Raw genomic sequence first — 22042 nt, forward strand, 5'->3', positions numbered from 1 at the left:
CAAGACCGCTCTTCTGGAACTTCACATCATCGAGAACGACCTTTGCGGCTTTTCGGCTATGTCGTGGATCGTGACGGATCGCATCGCGCATTCTGTGAAAAAAATGGAGTCACGCCCGCTGAGACGTGACTCAATTCCCTCTCTTCAAGGCATCGGCCGTCCGCTATCTAAGGCCAAGGGCACTGGCTCCGGGTGCGGATCGTCTGCCGATGCGTTGCTTTGGACCACCTTCGCTAGACGATCGACTGACCGGCAAAGGGATAGCGTTGGGCCGCATCGCGACAGCGCGTATTACTTGCTGTACTCGTCGCGCAGGATCGTCTGGCGGCTGACCATCTCCATGGCCTTGCCGTCGATGAAGACCTGCTTGACGTCCGTGCGCGCATCGAGCGGGTCGCCATTGGCAATGATGACGTTCGCGACCTTGCCTACGTCGAGAGAGCCGTACTTATCTCCCATGCCCAGCATCTCTGCCGGGTTCAGGGTGATTGACTTCAGCGCCTCGTCATACGGCATGCCATAAGCGGCCGCGAAGCCCGCGGCATACGGAAGGTTGCGATCTTTCTGCATGTTATCGGTAGCGATCGCCACCTTGATGCCGCGCTTCGCCATCTCGCCAGGCATGGAATACACCGCATCGAAGCGTTCATCCGCATCAGGCAGTTCCCAGATCGAACTGAAGATCACAGGCACGCGATAAGCAGCGATCTTATCCAGATCGTCTTGCGCGTGACTGAGGTGATTGAGGATGACCTTGAGGTGAAACTCCTGCGCCACCTGCATGAATGGCTCGAGATCCTGCGCGTCGATGATGCCCGCGATGACAGGTTTTTCGCCCGCGAGGTAAGGCAGCAACGCCTCATACCGCAAGTCAACCTTGAAGGCCGGGCCGGGCTTCTTTCCCGCGGCTTCTTTCTTGGCCTTGTACTCCAGCGCATCGTTGAACGCCTGCCGCAGCTGTGTGATCAGTCCCATCCGAGTCATGGGATAGGAACCGCCGCCCCCGCGACCTCCTGTGATCCGCCGCTGTGCCGGAGTGAAGTTTACGGCGAGCGCGATATCCCTCTGCAGGATCATCTCATCGCGGTCCTTGCCATCGAGCTGGATGAACATGTCCTGCCCGGCAATGCTGTCCCGAGCAGCCGGGGCGACGACCGCGGTCGTGATCCCGTTGAGGCGGGCGATGGGAATTCGCGTCGTCTCCGCGTGGAAGGCGTCGTAGACATGCATGTGCGGCATGATTTCGTCGCTGGGTTCGGCCGTGTCCGTGGTCATCTGGTCGGAACCAATCTCCACGAGCCCGAGATTGGTTTCGGCATCGACCAGCCCGGGATACACGGTCATCCCGGAGGCATCGATCACCTTCGCGCCCTGCGGGACCTTGACGGTCCCCGCCGAGCCGATAGCAGCGATCTTTCCATCGATCAAGACGATGGTTCCCTTTTCAATCACACCGTGCGAGATGGTGAGCAGCTTGCCTCCAATGATGGCGACCGGGCCCGCCACCGGAGTTGGAGCCGGTGGGATTGCAGCGGAGGCCGCCGCAATGGCCACGTTCAAGCCAACGAAAGACGTGAGTTGTGCGAGTGTGCGCATGGTCATACTGGTCTGCATTAGTTCGCTCCCGTCTGGTCATCGTCGCCATCATCGTCTGCGCCGCCGAAGCCGCCCGTATGCATTGCGCCATGGAAGCGCGTGGTGCCGTAGCCAGGCAGAGACCGGTCGAAGTACAACACGCCATCGATGTACACCTTCTCCGCATGGGCGTAGATCGACAGCGGATCGGCGCTCCAGAGGACGATGTCGGCATCCTTGCCTGTGTCGATCGATCCAACCTTGTCGTCCACGCCGATGATCCAAGCGGGGTTCAGCGTGATCATCTTCAGTGCCTCTTCTTCGGTGGCGCCGCCGTAGTGAACCATTTTGGCCGCCTCCACGTTCAGGTGCCGGATGTCATCCTCCGAGTCGCTCTTGAGAGCAACGCGCATCCCTTTACGCATGCTCAGCACGGCATTCCAAGGAATCGCATCCGCAGCCTCATCCTTGAATCCAAACCAATCGGCCCAGGTTGCCATTCCTGTTCCATCGGCAGCAATCTTGCCAGCGACTTTGTACATCTCCACCGCATGATGGAAGGCGCGAATCTTGTATCCATACTCGTGGGCGATCGCCTCTTCAGTGAGGAACTCGTCGGCGCGGTAGCAATGGATCTGCACCTGGAGCTTGCCGCGCAGCACATCGGCAAGAGCCTCCATCTTCAAGTCGCGATGCGGAGTCGTGACATCCTTATCGCCCTTGGCGATCTTGGCGTTGTAACTGTCCCACTCCTTCATATAGGTACGCGCATCCTCGAAGGACTGCCGCATCACTTCGAAGTTGCCCATGCGGGTCGATGGAAGCTCGCCCTTGGCGCCATAGACGCGCTTGGGGTTTTCGCCGCTGGCAAACTTGATGGAACGCGGAGCACCTACGAAGAACATAGCGTCGCGATCATCGCCGAACCTGTTCTTGATGATGAGCGCTTGTCCGCCGATCATGTTCGCCGACCCGTGCAGCAGCATCTCGGTGGTGACGCCTCCAGCAAGCGCCTGGTAGAGCGACTTATCGCGGTTATCGAAGGCATCGCTCATGATCATGTGCGGCGTCACCGGTGACGTCATCTCATTCACATCGTTACCGAGCGCCGAGTGCGAATGCGGATCGATGATGCCAGGCGTGAGGTACAGGCCCGAGGCGTCGACGACCGTAGCAGCCGCCGGCGCGTTGACGGAAGGCCCGAAGCCCGCGATCTTTCCCTTGTGAACCCAGACACTGCCATGCTCGATCGTGCCATGGGTGACGGTCATGACGGTTGCGTTCTTGAAGACGATGTCGCCGGTCGCAGGCACGCTGGATTGTGCCCAGCCGCTACAGGCACCGGTCAGCAACAGCGGAGCGGCGAAGACTGCCGCCATGCGCTTGCATGAGGACGAAGTCATCCGCAACCGTCGGATATGAGTTGTCATTTCGAAATTCGCTTTCACGTTACGTTCACCTTTCGATCTCGGAGGATACGAGTTCTGTGGAAATGCACGCTGGCCAGAACGGATTGGCCGGAGCGAGCCTGTAGCGAAACAAAGAGTGCGGAGTGTTATTCAGTCGACTTGATATAGAGGATGTTCGCGTCGCGCATCGCTGCGTTGAGCTTGACGAGATCCACATCCACGAGAGTGCGAAGCTTCCTCAGTGCCTCCTCCTGGACAGGAACAAGATCATCAAGCTGATCGACGTCCTCCTTTCTCGGCGCTGCCGTGTAGCTCTCCACGATGAAGAGCACGCGCGCGATCCGCTGCGTTACGGGTGGAGGAACATACTTCACTGCCGTATCCTGGCGCGAGGTGATGAAGAGTGGAGAGAGCGAGTCCAGCTCCTTCGAGAAGGCATCGAGGCTCGCCTGCATTGCCGGCGAGGCCTTGGCCGCGCCGCTCTTCTTCAGCTCTTCGGTCACGGCGGTGAAGTTTGTCTTCACTGCCTTGAACTGCTTGTCTGCTTCGACCCCAGTCTTGTAAAGGCCATAAGCACGAACGATGACCTGCCGCCGCGCCGCGCGATCCTGGGGTGAGATCGTGACCTTGGGATCGTCGACGACCTCGACAGTAGTGGAGACCTTGTCAGGCCCGGTGGCGACCTCAACGGTGTACGTGCCTGGCTCGGCGAGAGGGCCTTCTACACTCTGGTAGAAGAAGCCCGTGGCCACAGCCCACTCCTGCTCGGCGGTGGGCTTGACGAAGGTTGGATAGTGAAGATCCCAGCTGACACGATTGATACCCGCATCGCCAGTGCCCTCAAACTCGCGCACGAGGTTGCCCGCAGTGTCGCTCACCTTGATCTTCACGGGCTCCTTCGTAGCCCGCTTCAGGCGATAGTTGATCAGCGCACCATAAGCGGGATTCTCGCCTTCGAACGGAAGATCTCCATCCATCGCCCCAGTGGTTTCAATCTGGCGATAGCTGATGGCCTTGCGAATACCAAAGAGATCGAGCTCTCCATCCTGTGACGTGACGCCCGGGTTCTCCAGCGCCATAAGATCATCGAGAATCCAGAGCGATCGGCCATACGTTGCAAGGATGAGGTCGTGCTCACGAGGCTGGATGCGGATGTCGTCGACACGCACGGTAGGCAGGCTGCCAGTCATCAGCGTCCAGTGATGCCCACGATCGAGCGAGAGAAAAGCACCGAACTCCGTTCCCAGGAAGAGAAGGTTCGGGTTCACCGGGTCTTCGCGCACGACCCGTGTGACACCTGCGCTATGCGGAAGGCCGTCGGTCAGAGATTGCCACGTCTTGCCGAAGTCGGGTGTGAAGTACACATGCGAGTTGAAGTCGTCGCTATTGTGGCCATCCAGCGTAATGTACGCTCCACCGCGGCTGGCATGCGAAGCATCGATGCCGCTGACGTAAAGATCCTGCACGCTATGCGGAAGCGTCGCCGCCACGGAGTGCCACGTCTTGCCGCCATCCTCGGTGACCTGCAGGCTCCCGTCCTCAGCGCCGGCCCACACAACATTCTCATCGACAGGAGACTCCGAGATGCGCGTGATGGTCGGATACCATTCCACGCCGTAGTTGCGCGAGAGAATCGGCGAAGGCGGAGTCTTCCCAAGGATCGGCAGCTTATTCCTGTCGACGCCAGTAGTCAGATCCGGACTAATGCGCTGCCAGCTATCGCCACGATCGTCGGAACGGAACAGATACTGCGCACCGAAGTAGATTCTTCCCGTCTTGTGCGTGGAGACGATCATCGGAGCATTCCACTCGAAGCGGTAGGGCTCGTCGTCGGGCTTTGGCTGCGGCACCACGTTGGCCCACTCGTGCGTCGTCAGGTTCAAGCGAAGCAGCGTGCCATCCTGTGACTCGACATAGATAAGGTTGGCGTCGTCCAGATCGGGTTGGCAGGTGAAACCATCACCGGCCAGCACATCCATCCACTCTCCGTTGTGGATGCCGTTGATGCCGCGCGTCCGCGAAGGCCCCCAGGCGGAGCCGTTGTCTTGGAACCCTGCGCACACGTTATACGGCTGAGCCATGTCGAACCCGACATGATAAGCCTGCCCGATGGGAATGTTGTTGAGGTGCTGCCAGTGGTTGCCGAGATCGCGCGAGACATACATTCCGCCATCCACGCCGATGATCATGTGGCCCGAATCCGCGGGATCGATCCACATCGCGTGGAAGTCGGGATGAACCCGAACGCCGCGATTGGGCATGAAGGTCTTACCGCCATCCTCCGAGAGCGCGACACCCGCAAGCTGTCCGCTGCCCTGCAGCGCGGCGACCCAGATCCGCAGATCGTTGTTGGGATCGATATAGAAGTTGCTGAAGTAGGGAGCGTTGGGATCGACGTCGCTCATCTTCTTCCACGTGACGCCAGCATCGTCGCTGCGGAACAAGCCACCCTTCTCGTGCTGCACCTCGGCGTAGACGATGCGCGGATCACGCGGATAGACAGCGATGCCGATGCGCCCCGTGTCCCCGCCGTCCGCATAAGGCAAGCCCTGCGTCAGCTTCGTCCATGTTGCGCCGCCATCGGTGGACTTATAGAGCGCGCTCGCGGGTCCGCCACCATTGAAGCCGAACACCGTACGCCGGCGCTCGTAAGCTGCGGCATAGAGCGTAGAAGGATTCGAGGGATCAAGCTTGACGTCGACGACGCCCGTGTCCTGGTTGAGGAACAGTACCCGCTTCCAACTCTTGCCGCCATCGATCGTCTTGTAGAGCCCGCGATCTTCATTCGCTCCCCACAGATGGCCAAGAGCCGCCACATAGACGACATCGGTGTTCGTGGGATCGATCACGATGCGGCCGATGTGCTGCGTCTCGGCCAGCCCCATGAAAGCCCATGTGGAACCGCCGTCGCTCGACTTGTAGACACCCCCACCCCACGAAGAGCTCTGCCGGTTGTTCGCTTCCCCTGTCCCCACCCACACGGTCGATGAATCGCGCTGACTGAGGGCAACGGCGCCGATGGACATCGGACCCACATGCTCGAAGACAGGCTTCCAGACGATCCCACCATCGGTGGTCTTCCATACGCCGCCGGTCGCGGTGCCAACGTACATCAGGTTCGGGTTCGCATTCAGCACGGCAAAGTCATCAATGCGGCCGGCGACCGACGCGGGACCGATCGACCGCCACTGCATGGCTCCCAGCACAGCATCTCTGCCCTCGCCTTCCACCGCGGGAGAGGCATCGTGAGGCAAAGGACCAATCTGCGAGACGGCAGCGCACGGCGCGTACGTCAGGACCACGAGGACGAGTGACTGCAGAAGACCGTTGCTGCGCGCGAACAACTTCATCATGGCTGGAGCCTTCAGTGCCGTTCCTGGGAGTGGGTGGTTGCAGGCGCAGCTTGTCGCGCTCGCTGTGCGCAGGGTTATTGGTTCGCCGTGGCTGCGTCGTAGAACTTGCGCAGATCGGCGCGGAAGCTCTTCAGCGCCTCGACATTGAGATAGACCATGTGGCCAGCCGGGTAATAGCCGAAGCTGATGTTCTGCTGTCGCTCGCGGCTCAACGGAAGCCCCTCCAGCGCAATCTCCGTCGCGGTGAAAGGCGTGGCCAGGTCATAGAGCCCGTTCGCGGAGAACACCTTCAACCCGGGGTTGCGCCGCATCGCCTCGCCGAGGTCGGCAGCCGTGTCTGGCTCGTGCTCCTGCGCCTCCGGCTGCAGATACGTCGAAAGGTTCTTGTGGTTCCAGTCCCAGATGTTCGCTACTGGAGCAGAGGGAGCAAAGTCCGCAGTTGACTTGTTGAGGTCCTTCTGCAGGTACTCGCGGAAGCCCGAAGCGTAAGCCCCGCTCATGCCCGCGTTGGTGGGATCGAAGCTCGCGTCGCTGCCGACCGCGTCAGCCTCGAACTGGGCGAAGCGCCCATCGAAGCGGCCAATCACCTTGCCCTGCTTGCGAAGCAGCTCGCGGCGGAAGCGCACCGGATCGATCTTCAGGTTCGACCGTTTGATGTAGTCGACATCGAGCCCCGTGAAGTGGCTGATCTTCTGTGCAAGTTGGTCGACCTGCTGTTCACTGAGGCGGTTGCCCTGCAGTAGGCCTTCGACATACTCCGTCAGCGCGAATGTTCGCGCCTCGTTGACAAAGGCTTCCGTGCTTGGCGCGTCCTGACCCGCAAGCTTGTAATACCGAGCAATCGCAGCGTACGTTGGGAGGTAGCCAAAGTAGGTGTTCACCAACCCCGAGGCGCGCCAGTTATAGTTCAGGATCGACGACAGCAGGATGACGCCGTTGCACTCGACACCGTGAGCCTGCAGCGTGGCGGCAAGCGCGGCCGAGCGCGGCGTGCCGTAGGACTCACCGAAGAGAAACTTCGGGCTGTTCCAGCGATTGTTGACCGTAATGTAGCGCCGGATGAAGGCGTCGAACGCGGCAACGTCCTGGTCAACTCCCGCAATGTCCTTGATAGTCCCCTTCCCGATAGGGTGGCCGAAGCCGGTAGAGGGTGCATCGATGAAGACCATGTCCGTCTGGTCAAGCAACGTGTACTCGTTCTGGACGAGCTGATACGGCGGAGGGCCTGAGGGATCCGGGCTCTTCGTGATGACGCGTACGGGCGCGAACGATCCGATGTTCAACGTCGCCGTGCTTCCGCCGGGCCCTCCGTTATAGATGAAGGTGACAGCCCGCTTCGCTTCCTCCGCGCCATCTAGCATGTAGGCCCGATAGGACATCACATGGTACGGCTCATTCTTCTCGTTGTAGATGACGATGTTGCCGACCGTCGCCGTGTATGCGAGCTCCTTACCGCCCAGCTTCAGGGTGTGGTGCGTGGTGACCACAGCCTCCAGAGCTGCGACGTTCACAGCATCGCTTTTCTCATGCGGCTCAGAAGCCGAGGGCTTATCAACAGCCTGGGCATAGAACGGCGCAGGCAGCAGGAGCACTGCAGCCAACAGAGAGAGAGCCTTCATCGTTGATCCTCGGAGTGGAAGTGCATGGGGTGGAGCGCCGGGTATAGCGCGACAAGAAGGTTGATGGAAAGATCGAACGGGCTTCCGCGCCGGCTCACACGTTTTGCGAGCCGGCGGGGTGACCGCCGTTCCTATTCGGGGCCTGGCAGCGTTAGAACAGTATCTTGCCGGAGACCTGGATCTGCCGGGCCGTGCCGAAGCCGATGCTGCTGCCGACAGTGGAGGTGATCTGGCCGAAGGTCGCTGAGCCGGCCGAAGAGTAGGTGGCCGAGGGAGCCGCCAGATTCGGATGGTTCAAGATGTTGAAGAACTCCCCGCGAAGCTGGAACCGGGCATGCTCTCCGATCGGAGTCTCCTTGGTAGCCGAAACGTCCAACTGCGCGAACTTCGGACCGTAGAAGAGACCGACAGGCGAGTTACCGAACTGGCCAGGGATGCCGCCCGCACCGCCGACTGGAGCGACTGCTGCCTGCGGCAGAGCGAAGGCATTGAAGTTCAGCCACGGCACCGCGTTGGCAGTCGTCTTCGAGTGGCTGGTGGTGTAGATGCCTACTCCGGCCACGCGATTGGGACGCTGATTCGTGGTGTCACCGTTTCCGTACGTGCTGCTGCTCTGGTAGACCGTGGACGCTACGCCGGAGTGGATGATGCTCAGACCGGAGAGGCTCCATCCGCCAATAAGCGAACGGACCACCGGCGGCGCGCCCCCGAAGAAAGGCTTACCAGCCCCGAAAGGAAGCTGGTAGAGGACGTTGAGGGCGAGGTTGTGGCGGACATCATTGCTCGCATTGCCATACTCTGCAGCAAGGTTGAAGGACTGCTGCGGGTTCTGCGAGTAAAGGCCACCATCGTTCTGGTTGGCCAGAGCGTGCGCGAAGCTGTAGTCAACAGTCCCCGTAAGGCCCTGGGCCACGGCCTGCTTCACTTCTATCTGCATGGCGTTGTAATTGGACTCGCCTGCCCAGGTGGTGACGGTGATGTTCGAGTAGCTCGGGTAGGGACGAACGCCGGTGACAGGGTTCACGTAGTTGATCCCTTCCGGCACTGACAACCGCGTGGCGTGATTCCCCACGTAGGCGATCGACGCCGTCGTCTTCGGCCCAACCTCAGCGCCGATGCTCGCCGACCACTGATTGTTCAGCGGGTTGCGGGGCGTGGGTTGGAAGCCACTGACGCTCGGAAGTGCCGTAGACGCAGAGTTCAAGTACGGCGTCACTGGATACGAGAGGCCTGGAATGTTGGCGCTGCTCAGGGTTGTGGTTCCAGGAGTCGTGTTGGTGATCTCGTTATAGAAGCTCCCGATCTGGAAGGCTTCGTTGTAGACGCCATAGCCGGCCCGGGCGACGATCTTGGCTGTGGGCGACCAAGCCACAGCGACACGAGGTTGGAAGTTCTTGTAGTAGCCATTGAAGTACGGGCTCCCGGGCGTCGTGAGCGAGTTGGTCGACTGCGCCCACACAGACGCGGCGGTCTCGTCGTGAGGCACCTGGTTCCAGTCCCAACGCATGCCGAGGCTTACCGTAAAGTTCGGGCGAAGCTGCCATGTGTCGGCGGCGAAGGTGCCCACCTGGTTCATCCTCGTCGTGTTGTTTGGGAAGATAGCAGTGATCGAGGCGCTGTTGACCTGGTTGTTATAGAAGGCCGTGAGCGAAGCAAAGCTGACGGAGGGAGCGCTGATATAGCCGTGGAACGGCTCAAACAGTGTCCACACCCCCACGCCGAACTTGAGCGTGTGCTTGCCCTTCACCCACGTAACGGAGTCCGAGTACTGGATGTCCTTCGGCTCGCGTCCATAGAGGCCACGATTGCCGGGCGAGAAGTTGAGGCCGCCGATGGTGATCGTCGGCAGCGTCTCCGCCTCGTCGAACGCGGTGATGTACTGCTGGATGCCGGCCAGGAAGTTGTTCAGCAGGGTGGGCGAGAAGATGTGAGTCTCGCTTACGGCAACGTTGGTCGTGTTCGATGGCACGAGCTGATGATCGTTGATGCCGAAGGCGGTCGGATAGACCGTGATCAGAGGGCCGTTCACGATGGAGTAGTTGGTGTTGTAGCGAATGAACGACGTGTCCTTCGAACCCCAGATGTTGTCCAGGCGCAGGCTGCCCAGGTTCTCGCGAACGTGGTTCGTAGCCATGAAGTTTGCCGTCACGACGTTCGGATCCGTTGTTGGGCTCAGCGTCACGCCGTGGATGTAGTTCGACACGGTGCTCGACGTGGGCATCGCCTGCAGGATCGGGGTGAGCGCAGGCTGCGTCGCCTCTAGGCTGGCGACCTTAGCCGGACTCAGCTCAGTGCCCGAGCCGACGATACCGATAGACTGGCGCGTAGCCTCGTAGTTCGCAAAGAAGAACATCTTGTCGTGCAGGACCGGGCCACTAACGTTCCCACCAAAGTCATTGAAGCGCTTCGGAGCGGGAGTGCCCGGCTGCTGGAAGTAGTTCTTCGCATCCATGTAGTCGTTGCGGAAGTAGTCGTAGGCCCCCCCATGGAAGGTATTCCCGCCGGACTTGGTGACGATGTTGACGATGCCGCCGGAGGCCCTCCCATAATCCGCGGTGTAGTTGCTGGAGAGCGTCTTGAACTCCGCGATCGTGTCGAGGCTGCCCGTCAGCAAACGTGCGCCACGCTCTGATCCGTTCGCCATGTAGGCTCCGTCCACGCGGGTGGCGTCGATGCCGTCGATCGTGAACTGATTGTTCGTCGACTGCATACCGTTGAAGGTGATGTCGGCGATCTGGCTGGTGCGCAGCACGGCGCCCGGCGTCAGCAGGCTGAACCGACCATAATCACGCCCGTTGATCGGCAGGTCGGCAATCTGCTTGGTCTGGAATGTGCCGCTGATGGAGGCGTTGGAAGTCTCCAGCGCCTGGGCTCCAGCGGAGACCGTCACATCCTCTGTGCGTACCCCAACTTCGAGCGTCAGATTCAGGCGCAGGTTCTGGTCGACGTTGAGCGTCACGGTAGCGACCGCTTCTCCGAAGCCGGCACCCGTCGCCGAGATGGTATAGGTCCCGATCGGCAAGCTCGGAACCACATACAACCCATCGCCGTCAGTCTTCGTCTCGCTGACATGCCCGGTGCTGACGCTGACAACCTTAATAGCGGCGCCAGTGATCGCCGAGTGAGTCGCATCGGTGATCTGGCCATTGATCTGGCCAGTCGTCGTCTGACCAACAAGCCGGTGTCCCCCTGCCAGGAAAACCAGCAGGAGGGCAAGAGTGCTTCCAAGACGAGATGGACGGATTAGGGAACGTACGTTCAACACGACCTCCAAGTAGAAACAAGACGACTTCAGTGATCAGTTCCGGCTTATGGGTCCGGAGCAGAAATGGGGGACGAGAGAGGAATGGAATGGCGCAGCCGCCACTGGGACGGGCAACCACCGAATGGAGAGCTCCTGCTTGTGCGATGTTGCGACTCTAGGCTGGAGTGCAGAGGCCAACAAGGTGCGCTACGGTGTCCCTGGCAGGTATTGCACTGGAACTCCCGCCACAACAACGAGTTCCACACTTCGTCCCGAGGTGGCGAGAAAAAGGCGATACCGTGCGGTCGCTCCGCGCTACGTAAAAAACTGATGATTTTTCAGCGCGACAAGCTCTTCCGGCGGTGCTACTATCGGGACCACAGCTTTTGTCGTTTTCGCGATTTCGACAACAGCCTATCTAGCTCATCTACGGCTCTTCCCCACGCCACCGCATGGCAGTTCCACATGTGGGATGGCGGTTGCGTCTCCAGATTCAGCTTGCAAGCAACAACTTGTCCTCGCGCCGAACTAACGATGTTTCAGCCGATGGCTCTCCCTTCGAGCCGAAGAGCGAAGAGCAATGGTTCACGGAAGCGGAGAGCGCCATCACTCTCCGGGAAGATGAGGTCCATGCGGATTGTCACGCAAAACGCCCCTCAACCGATGCAGCTCCTGCTGCACCCTGCGGTCGCCAGGCCATCACTCCGCCTGACCACCTGTTGACCGGACGCCCCCAGCCGCTACCGTTCTCCAGCAGAGCCTTCCCGGAACTTAGAGCAACCTGCGGCATCGATCCGCCATCGTGGCCTATTCGCCGGGAAGAATTTCTTCTTGCGCAACATGGACGAATCCGAAGGTGTGGCAGCGCAGTAAGGGAGTGACCCCGCATGGTGAGAAGCGCCAGTAGCATCACCAATCCCGTTTTCCCCGACTTCACGGAATCCGAACGAGCCGCCATCCAGGAAGAGCTTCATCGCATCCTGCTCAGCAAGCACTTCAAGAGCAGCAAGCGCTGCCCTCTCTTTCTCCGCTTCATCGTCGAGCGAACGCTCGTCGATGACACCGAGCGAATCAAAGAGCGGATGCTTGGCATTGAGCTCTTCGGAAGGTCGCCGAACTATATAACGGCAGATGATCCCATCGTTCGCGTGACGGCAGGTGAGGTGCGTAAGCGGCTGGCCCGCTACTATCAGGATTTGGCCCCTGGCCCCCAGGTCCAGATCTATCTTCCGGTCGGCTCTTATATCCCCGAGTTCAGATTGCCAGCTCCAGAGTCCGAACTCCGGGCACGCGTCGCTGTGCCGGAGGAACTGCGTCAGGCACCGGTTCCGACGCCCATGCCCACCCCCAGAAGGCCGGTCGAACTCCAGGCCGTTCCCCGCCCCAACCGGCTCTCGTGGCTGCAGCGATCTAGGCTTCACCTGACCTACGGCCTTGTCATCCTGCTTTTGCTTGCGAGCCTCGTCACCCTGCTTTTCCGGCAGCGGCAGGCCTCCGCTACAGCAGTCGCCGCCCGTGCCAGCACACCCAGTCCCGTCGTCCTCGACCGTCTGTGGGAACCGATTCTGGATTTCTCGGGAACGCTGAATCTCTACTCCGAATCCGTAAGTGTTCCGCCCGATAACGGACGCATCACGCTCGATAAGTTGCCCATCGCTGACTTCGAGACGAAGGCCGACCTTATGCCTGAGTCAACCGCGTTCGCAGGCATGGCGACATTCACTTACCTGATGGACCACAAAAAGCACTTCGTGCTCCGGGTCGGCCAAAGGGCGGACTTCCAGAGCTTTCAGAACGGTCCCTCCATCATCCTGGGCCTATCGAATGACTTCTGGGTCAGGAAAGCGACGGACCAGATGCGATATGTGATTGTCTCCAGCGGAAAGGGAGTAGTCTCCATCCAAGATCGTGAGCACGCCGGTCACCCTCTGGCCTCAGTCAACACCAACACGCCGTATGGGGCGACCTCGGACGACTACGCCATCGTCGGCCGTGTCCGGGACCATGACTCAGGCCACTGGCTGCTGGTCGCCACCGGCATTGGCGATGCCGGTATGCTGGCCGCCGGGCGCTTTCTTCGCAATCCCCAATACTCCGAGGGGCTCCTGAAGACGGCACACCAGCAGTGGGGCACCGACAAGAATGTGGAGATCATTCTCTCCGCTCACGTCATCAACGGCATGGGCGGCCCGCCGCAGATCTTGACGACAGTCGCCTGGTAAAGCGACGCCGCCGGAGTATCCGCACGACTACTTCACCGCCCTCGCGATCCTCATGACCGCAAAATTTATCCAATCCGCAAATGCATAACAGGCTTTAGTAACGATGGCATTCGCGCTTCACCGAGCTTCCCACCTCACCAGCGACGGAACGGAGGATGGAGCGGTCGGCCGGGCAGCCGCAATCGGTTTGAAGTACTTCGTGAATCGCGGTCCAACGTTCGGTCCAATGCGTCCCGAAGACCACTGCCTGATTAGTCTTAAGTCACTGAAATTGTTTTAGCAGGAAGATTGGGAGGCGGCGCATGCGCCGCTCTAACCGAGGGTCAAAATATCGTCTTAGCTCAAAGGCCCTCCGTTGTAGAAATGGAAATCGATTCGAGACGGGGATCGTTGATCACACTTCCCTAAAGGCCACAAGTAGAGACGTGGCCACCTGGTTTCGGCCTTCGCGCTTGGCCTTATACAGTGCGTTATCCGCGGCAAGAAGCAGACTTTCTGGCATTCGCATCGTGCCACCATGTCGCGAGACCGCCGTGGCTACGCCGACACTCGCCGTGACTCTGTTTCGTCCCTCAGGATTGTCCTCATGGGTGATTTCAAGGGCTTCGACAGCTAACCTGACTTTTTCTGCTACTGCGATTGCACCTGCCGTGTCCGTGGAAGGGAGAATGACGGCGATCTCCTCGCCACCATAGCGGGCTGCGATGTCGGTCGCGCGCACAGCCTCTCTTACTGCTGCAGCGACCGCTCGTAAGCAGTCATCTCCTACTTGATGCCCGTAGTGGTCATTGAATTCCTTGAAATGATCGATATCAAGCAGAAGAAGTGAAATCTGAGATCCTTCCCGCAACGTCCTCTTCCATTCCCGATCCACTGACTCATCGAATGCGCGCCGATTTGCAAGGCCGGTCAGGCCGTCAGTGAGAGCCAATTCTTCGGTGCAGGATACGCAGGATGATCTGGAAATCGCCAAAGCGCAGCTTGGACTCGACACGGACCAGTTAGATGATGCACAGGAAGACTTAGCACGAGCCTCTGGAGATGACCGGGCGCAGATTCAGAGCGAGCTGCAGGATCATGAAGCCGCGATGAAGGGCTACGACAGCGGACAGGCTGCTGGAAAACAGGTCGCAGTACTCTCGGCCAAGCGCTATGGGACACTTTCCGCGCTGATCGAAGCATGGAGCAGCCAGCGCTCGCGACACACGCTGATCCAACAGGCACAGCAGCAGGCGCTTGCCGATGTCTCCACACTGACCTCCGAGCACAACGCTTTGCAGGCCAAGACCAACGCCACTCTCCAAGCGGGCACAACGCCCGACAGCTCAGATCACGCCACGCGACTTGCGGCCATCAATGAACGCAGCGCGCAACGTCAACTCCTCAGCATCTACGACGACCGCATTCAGACCGAGCAGCAGTTGGCGGCTGTCTACAGCAAGTGGGCCAGCCAGGTGCTCCTGCAGCACCGCATCGTGATGCACTTGATCCTCGGGGCGCTCAGCTGGATTGCGGTCATTATCATCGTGATGCTGCTATGCGATGCCCTACTGGCCAGGTTGATGGCGTGGCCAAACCGCGACCGCCGCCAGCTGCTGACGCTGCGTGCGATGTCACGGCTCTCGCTGCAGATCCTGGGGGGGCTGCTGATGGCGCTGGCCGTCTTCGGCTCCCCACAGCAGATGCCCACGATCCTGGGCCTCGCCACGGCCGGCCTCACAGTGGTCCTGCAGGACTTCATCCTCGCGTTCTTCGGCTTGTTCGTGCTCATGGGCAAGCATGGCATCCACGTTGGCGACTGGGTGGAGATCAATGGCGTCGGCGGCGAGGTGACGGAGATCGGGCTCTTCCGCACCACGCTGCTAGAAACCGGCAACTGGACCGATACCGGGCACCCCACGGGACGCCGCGTGACCTTCATCAACAGCTTCGCGATCCGAGGGCAGTTCTTCAACTTCTCGACCTCCGGCCAGTGGATGTGGGATGAGCTCTCGGTGAGTGTTCCGTCAGGCGAAGATACATACGCCATGGTCGAAGATATCCATAAAACAGTGATCGAGGCGACCGAAAAGGACGCCGAGATAGCCGAGCAGGAGTGGAAACGCGGCTCGCGGTCCGATGGACTGGGACAGTTCACTGCAAAAGCCACCGTCAATGTACGCCCCTCAGCCTCCGGCGTGGACGTGTTTGTACGGTATGTCACGCGAGCCTCGGAACGCGCGGAGATGCGTAACAAGCTCTTCCAGAAGGTGCTTGAGGTCCTACGCCAGCCTGGACTTTCCAGCAAGTAACAAGTGCTCTGCGGGCTGGATGCGGAGGCCTGTCCCACGAAGTGCACACGCCATCCAAGGACGCTGCCGCGTCACCCCTCAGCACGCGATCCGGGATGTGCAGGAGAGTGTGTCTCAAATCCTCAAGTTCCACTTGGATTAGCTTTGGGTTTTGGGGTCAGCTGCGGTGGCGCATGGTCTCAATATTTCTTTCTGAATGAGGCAACCGGTTGGCACAAAGTTCTCCGGCCTGCTGCACATAGAGGAAGGAGAACTCTACATGAGAAGGATCTACCCCCTGCTCGGGGCATTAGCAATGTGTGCCATGTCCTGGTCTCAGACACCCGGCTATGAGAAGGCCCCTGCCGTGATGACCGCGATGCTGGAAGCCGACCATACCCCCACTGTCTCACTCTCACCTTCCGCTCCAGGTCCGCGCCGGCTGGCCATCCTTCAGCCGGCGGGCCTTCCTACCATCCAGGACCTGGCGCAGCCCGAGTACCGCCTGGCCGGTCTGCGTTTCAATCCGGAGATGCGGTTCCTCGGCCGCAGGCAGGTGAAGTATCTTTCGTTGAAACTAAAGGCCCTGCCCGACGGCAAGGAAGTTGCCGTAACAGGCTTCCCCGCGGAGGCAAAGCTGATCGAAGCTGACTGGTCTCCCGACGGGAGGAAGCTGGTGGCCGTCGCGGCCACGACCGCGGGCCTCAGTCTATGGATCGTCGATGCCGTCACGGCCCATGCAATGTTTGTCCCGGGCATAAAGCTCAATGCCATTCTGAACAAGCCCTGCATGTGGGTCAGCGATAGCAAGAAGGTCGTGTGCCTTGCAATTCCGGCGAATCCCGGCGCCGCACCGAAGGAGGGTGGCGTACCGACAGGGCCTGCGATTCAACAAAACCTTGGCCGCGTGACACCTGCCCGCACCAATGAGGATATGCTGCAAACGCCGCTGGAAGAGAGGATCTTCGAGTACTACGCGAGCTCCGTCCCCACGGTCATTACTCTCACCGGTGCCACGCGTGCACTCGCCAGGCCGGCGCTCTACGAGAAGGCGACACCCTCCCCCAACGGCAGGTATGTCCTCCTTGAAGCGAGGCACCGGCCTTTCTCCTACCTGATCCCGGTACATAACTTCCCGCTTCTCTCCACCATCGTGGAGACGAGCACCGGGCAGCAGGTCAAGCTGCTGGGCGACAAGCCCATGTCCGATGCGATCCCGATCTCCTTCGACGCCGTAGAACCTGGTGCTCGCGGTTACGGCTGGCGCTCGGACGCCCCGGCCACGGTGAGCTGGGTCTATGCCGAGGATGGCGGCGATCCGAAGAACAAGGCTTCGGTCCGCGACGCCATCTATACCCTGGATGCTCCGTTCCGGGGAGAGCCAAAGAAGATCGCCGCGCTGCCTCTGCGCGTCATCGAAGTGACCTACCTGAAGGGAGACGTGGGCATCACCTGGGGCAACGACCACGTGGCTCTGGCCCAACAGGAGTGGCACAAGGATCGCGAGCTTCGGTTCACGGCAATCAATCCTTCAACCGGTGACACGCACGATGTGATCTCCGTATCGCTGGAGGACCACTACGCAGATCCCGGCCTGCCGCTGAGCCATGTAAACGCGTCTGGCGCCCCGGTGCTCGATCTCACTGAAGATGGCACCAGCGCATATTTCACGGGAGTTGGGTCCACGCCCCGGGGCGATCATCCGTTCATCAGCAGCGTCAACCTCGACACCGGCAAGCGGACAGAGATGTGGAGGTCCGCGGACAAGATGTACGATTTTCCCTATGCGCGGGTAGAGGCTTCGACGTTCCTGGTGCGGCGCGAGAGCCCGACCATGCCGCCGAACTACTTCCTGACGACGCTTCCCGCAAATGACTGGAAGCAACTCACGGCCTTCGCGAATCCGTACGGCAATATTCCATTGCCGGAGAAGAAGGTCCTGCACTACAAGCGTAAGGACGGTGTAGAGCTGAGCGCAGATCTGTATCTGCCGCCCGGGTACAAGACAGCCGACGACCCCCTGCCCACGCTGATGCATGCGTATCCGGTGGAGTACAAGAGCCGCGACGCTGCGGGTCAGGTCACAGGTTCCGAGTACATGTTCCCACGCTACACCTTCACAACCATCCCAATCCTGTTCACGACCCAGGGCTACGCCGTGATGCAGAACACCGCCATCCCGATCGTAGGCCAGGGGAAGGAGGAGCCGAACGACACCTATGTGGAGCAGATCGTTGCCGGAGCGCAGGCAGCCGTCGACGAAGGCCGCAGGCTGGGTGTGGTCGATCCGAATCGTGTGGCCGTGATCGGGCACTCCTATGGAGCATTCATGACATCGGACCTGCTGGCACACAGCAACCTGTTCAAAACTGGCATCTCGATGAGCGGCGCCTACAACCGTACGTTGACGCCGTTCGGATTCCAGCGCGAAGAACGTGTCTACTGGCAGGTGTCGAAGCTCTACTATGACATGTCACCCTTCTCCTTTGCGGACAGAATCAAGACGCCGATCCTGCTCTTCCATGGAGCCGCCGATGACAATCAGGGAACCTTCCCCATCCAGAGCGATCGCTTCTATGCCGCGCTGAAGGGCAACGGAGCCACCGTACGATTCGTGTCGCTGCCGCTGGAGGCGCATGTCTATGCTGCACGTGAATCACTCGAAACTGTCATCGCGGAGACGAAAGCGTGGCTCGATACCTACGTGAAGAACGCGCCGGCCAGTCGCTAGAGCATTTTCCTATAGGTGTATAGGAGAGGTTTGATTCCCATGGGCGTTTCCTCCCCATGAAAACGCCACTGCAAGCCTCTTTCGGGATACCCGGCAATTGGGGAAATGCTCTAAACCTTTCCCATTCGCAAAAGGAAAGGCGCTCCTATAAAGGAGCGCCTTTCTTCCATTCTGTTACACTTTCATCCGGTTTACTTCGCGCTGGCAGCCCGGGCTTCATCATCCTTCTGCCACCAGGACTCGGGATGCACCGTGGCCTTGGGATAGACCTCGTTGAGGGTATCGCCGTCGTAAAGTATGCCTCCACGCATCACCCAGTGGATCGAGTTCGTGTTGTGGATGTCCCGCAGCGGACTCTTGTCGAGAACGATCAGGTCAGCCAGCTTGCTAACCTCGAGCGAGCCAAGGTCCTTGTCGAAACCGATGGCCTTGGCGCCGTTGAGCGTCGCGACGCGAATGACTTCGAGCGGGGTCATGCCACCCATGGAAAAGGCCCACATCTCCCACTGGCATTGAATGCCCTGCATCTGCCCGTGACCTCCTAGATTCACCAGCCCTCCCGCACGCAGGATCTTCGCGGCATCGGCAGCCTGCTGCGGGAAGATGTACTCAGGGTCACGGACCCACTGGGCTCGTTCGGCGTCCATGTGAAGGATGAGCGGCGGCGTGAAGTGCCTCAGCTTCTTATCGTTGAACAGGTCCGTGTGCTCGACGAAGTACTCGGTCGCTGTAGGGCCGCCATAGGCAACGACCAGCGTCGGCGTGTAGCTGGTACCCGACTTCGCCTGCAACTGAACGATGTCGTTGTACAGCGGGGTCTGCGGGAGGTTGTGCTCGTTCCCCGTGAAGCCATCGATGACCTGGCTCATGTCCATCTTTGTATCGAGACCGCCCTCGGTCGTAGGCATCGCGTGCAGTTCGGCAGAGGCCTGCACCATCCATTCACGCTGCTGGCGGTTGCCGACCTCGTAGCTCTTGAGCAGGTGCGTGCGATAGTAGCGCGTGTAGCGCTCAATCACGTGACGCGCATCGTCGAGCGAATGCAGATCGTTCTCGGCGAAGATGCCGGGACCGGTCGAATAAGCTCGGGGCCCAAGGACGCGGCCCGTATCGGCGAGGTCCTGATAGGCGAAGATATCGGTGGAGAAGGTCTGGGGATCGCGCGTGGCCGTGACACCGTAGGCAAGGTTGGCCTCCATGGGCCAACTGTTGAGTTCAAGGAGGCCGCGGCGTAGAGGTGTGAAATGTGCGTGCGCATCAATGATGCCGGGCATGATGGTTTTACCTACGACGTTGAGTACCTTAGCTCCGGCAGGCACGGAGACCTTGCCCTGGGTTCCGATTTCCACGATACGATCGCCGGTGATGACGATGTCTGCGTGCTGCAGAACCTCATCGCCCTTCATCGTGATGACCGTTGCGCCGCGCAGAACAACGGAGCCTTCAGGCACCAGGCGAGGCTCCTCGACGTGCAAGGGCATCTCGGTGGGCTTCAGCGCCGCAGCCTGCGTAGCCGCATCAGTTGGCGGTGCCGGGGGCGTGGAAGGAGCTACGGGGATCAGATCTGTCGCTATCGCAGACTCGACCTTCGCAAGCGGTATGCGGAAGAGTGTAGCGCCGATGGTCCACAGGATCTGATCTCCCTTCGGTGACCACGACAGGGAGTCTGCGCCATCAACGGTGAGGCGTTTGCCCGCGATGCTGGGCTTATCGATATCGACTTCTATCGCGGGGCCACCGACCTGAGGCAGCTTGAAGAGCCACACCTGATGGTTGATGAGGCTGAGAACAGAGCTGTGGTCTGGACTGATAGCGACGTCACGCGCGACGACAGGATCATGCTTGCCCTGCACATCTTTGCCCTTGAAGACGATCAACTCTTGAGGGTCGGAGCCATCCATGCGCATCGACACGAGGCCCTTTCCTGAATCAAGGAAGAGCCTATCGAAGCCTGCGACGAACTGCGGACGTGAGGCACCACGTGCAGGAGCCACCCGTTGGAAGTCGCCTCCGGAGGATGGCACTCGAACGATGTCATCGCCAACGAGCACCTCATCAGGGTTGAACTGCGTCTCCAGGCGCCGGAGACGCCTGTCCTCCACCGAGGAGCGCACCGCGAAGACCTGGGCACCATCCGGCGACCACACCGGCTGGCGATAGTACCCCGCCACGGTCGTAAGGCGTGTGGGCTCGCCTGATCCGTCGGCGGCCATCTTCCAGATCGCGCCTCCGCTGATCGCATCCCACGTCACGTAGGCGATGGTCTTTCCATCGGGTGACCAGGCGGGTTGAAACTCGGCGTCGTCGGACTTGGTCAGCCTCTGCGGCGCGCCTCCTGCGATGGATGACACCCACAGATGGGCGAGTGCGGAAAATGCGACATGCTCCCCATCAGGCGAAAGCACGGGATCCGATGCGATGCGCGCGACGACCTGACCTCCTTCCACGCGATGTTCTGAGTGGACCAGCGGGCCCAGGGGCTGCTTGACCTCTGCGGTGAAGGGGATATCGACCGCGTTTCCTGACGCCACATCCACCCGATGGATGTGGCCTCCATACGAGATAACGATGGACTTGCTATCCGGAGTGAAGGCATAACCGGGAAGCAGGTCCCTCGCGGCGATGCCTTCCTGGTCATCGCGGTCCAGGCCATAGCGCACCCAGTGCTCGGCGCCGGTATGCAGATCCCGCGCAAGCAGCCCCGTCTTCACATCTTCGCGCGTCCCGTAGACCAGCCATCGCCCATCGGGCGAGATACGCGGACGAATCGCACTACCCACCTGCGCGGTAATGGTGTCATCCATCCCGTTTGTGGTGTCGCGCCGGATGATCTGCCATAGCGGGAACTTCGCGTTATATCCGAACAGGCCATTCCGCTGGCTGTAGTACAGGTATCTGCCATCGGGGGAAGAAACAGCGCCGGCGACGTTGACCTGGCGGTCGCTCGGTGTCTTGGGCGCGGGCGATGCCTTGGTGATCTGGATGCCAGCGCCGCCGTTGATGTCATACATCCACAGCTCGCGGCCACCGAAGACATCCGAACCGCGCTCAGCCAGGATGAAGCGTCCATCCGGGGTCCACTCCGGGGAGATCCAGTCGGTGTGCTTCTCTTTCGTCAGCGCATAGGGGTGCGAACCGTCCGCATCCGAGATCCAGAGATTGTCCGCCCCGGTCCGGTCGCTGAGGAAGACGAGCTTTCTGCCGTCCGGAGAGTAGCGTGGCTGGCTGTCATACGCCATACCGGTCATGAGCGGCTTCGCGGCGCCACCGCTCGCTGGCAGCGTGTAAAGATCACCCAGCAGCTCAAAGACGATCGTCTTTCCATCGGGAGAGAGGTCGAGCGAGATCCACGTTCCTTCCGTCGTTGAAAAATCGATCGACCGTGTGGAAGCGAGCGTCAGCGGCGCAGGCTCATCGGATTTCTGTGCCGCCTGCGACCACGCAGAGCCGATGCTGAAGACGATGATCCCGGCGGCAATGGCCGCGCGGCGATGAAGGAACAGCCGTATCCGATGTGTCAAACTCTCTCCCCCGCATGAAGCTGATGCTGTGTATGTTCCTATGCAGCTCAGGACGGCGGAATGTACCAACCGTGGGAACAACTTTTCCCGGCGCGCAA

The 22042-nt window shown here is 60.2% G+C and carries 10 protein-coding genes; 3 read left to right on the plus strand and 7 right to left on the minus strand.

Annotation, left to right across the window (positions count from 1 at the left end):
- Positions 1–291 precede the first annotated feature (291 nt).
- The 5 genes from AC5E6W_RS18880 to AC5E6W_RS18900 form a co-directional block, all read right to left on the minus strand.
- Positions 292–1614 (minus strand): amidohydrolase family protein, encoded by a 1323-nt coding sequence (locus tag AC5E6W_RS18880; protein ID WP_491753886.1) that lies wholly within the window; start codon positions 1612–1614, stop codon positions 292–294.
- A complete protein-coding gene (locus tag AC5E6W_RS18885; RefSeq protein WP_491753887.1) occupies positions 1614–3005 on the minus strand; it encodes an amidohydrolase in 1392 nt (463 codons plus the stop codon). The genes AC5E6W_RS18880 and AC5E6W_RS18885 overlap by 1 nt, the downstream gene beginning before the upstream one ends.
- Before the next feature lie 125 nt (positions 3006–3130).
- Positions 3131–6337: a WD40/YVTN/BNR-like repeat-containing protein gene (locus AC5E6W_RS18890; protein WP_491753888.1), complete on the minus strand. Its 3207-nt coding sequence runs from the start codon at positions 6335–6337 to the stop codon at positions 3131–3133.
- A 74-nt stretch (positions 6338–6411) separates the two neighbouring features.
- Positions 6412–7956, minus strand: coding sequence for a S10 family peptidase (locus AC5E6W_RS18895; protein WP_491753889.1), 1545 nt, complete (start codon positions 7954–7956; stop codon positions 6412–6414).
- A gap of 151 nt (positions 7957–8107) precedes the next feature.
- Positions 8108–11218: a TonB-dependent receptor gene (locus AC5E6W_RS18900; protein WP_491753890.1), complete on the minus strand. Its 3111-nt coding sequence runs from the start codon at positions 11216–11218 to the stop codon at positions 8108–8110.
- 869 nt (positions 11219–12087) lie between these two features.
- Here AC5E6W_RS18900 and AC5E6W_RS18905 point away from each other — a divergent pair.
- Entirely contained in the window at positions 12088–13422 is a 1335-nt protein-coding gene (locus AC5E6W_RS18905) for a hypothetical protein (RefSeq protein WP_491753891.1), read from the plus strand.
- A 394-nt stretch (positions 13423–13816) separates the two neighbouring features.
- On the opposite strand, the gene AC5E6W_RS18910 is transcribed toward AC5E6W_RS18905, so the two are convergent.
- Positions 13817–14395, minus strand: coding sequence for a diguanylate cyclase (locus tag AC5E6W_RS18910; protein WP_491753892.1), 579 nt, complete (start codon positions 14393–14395; stop codon positions 13817–13819).
- A gap of 115 nt (positions 14396–14510) precedes the next feature.
- Here AC5E6W_RS18910 and AC5E6W_RS18915 point away from each other — a divergent pair, with 115 nt between their 5' ends.
- Both AC5E6W_RS18915 and AC5E6W_RS18920 read left to right on the plus strand, forming a co-directional pair.
- Positions 14511–15713, plus strand: coding sequence for a mechanosensitive ion channel family protein (locus AC5E6W_RS18915; RefSeq protein ID WP_491753893.1), 1203 nt, complete (start codon positions 14511–14513; stop codon positions 15711–15713).
- 304 nt (positions 15714–16017) lie between these two features.
- The gene (locus AC5E6W_RS18920) at positions 16018–18423 is read left to right on the plus strand and encodes an alpha/beta hydrolase family protein (RefSeq protein WP_491753894.1); all 2406 of its coding nucleotides are present in this window, start codon (positions 16018–16020) and stop codon (positions 18421–18423) included.
- A 191-nt stretch (positions 18424–18614) separates the two neighbouring features.
- On the opposite strand, the gene AC5E6W_RS18925 is transcribed toward AC5E6W_RS18920, so the two are convergent.
- Entirely contained in the window at positions 18615–21944 is a 3330-nt protein-coding gene (locus AC5E6W_RS18925; protein ID WP_491753895.1) for an amidohydrolase family protein, read from the minus strand.
- Positions 21945–22042: the final 98 nt, after the last annotated feature.

This window comes from Bryocella sp. (assembly GCF_058498515.1).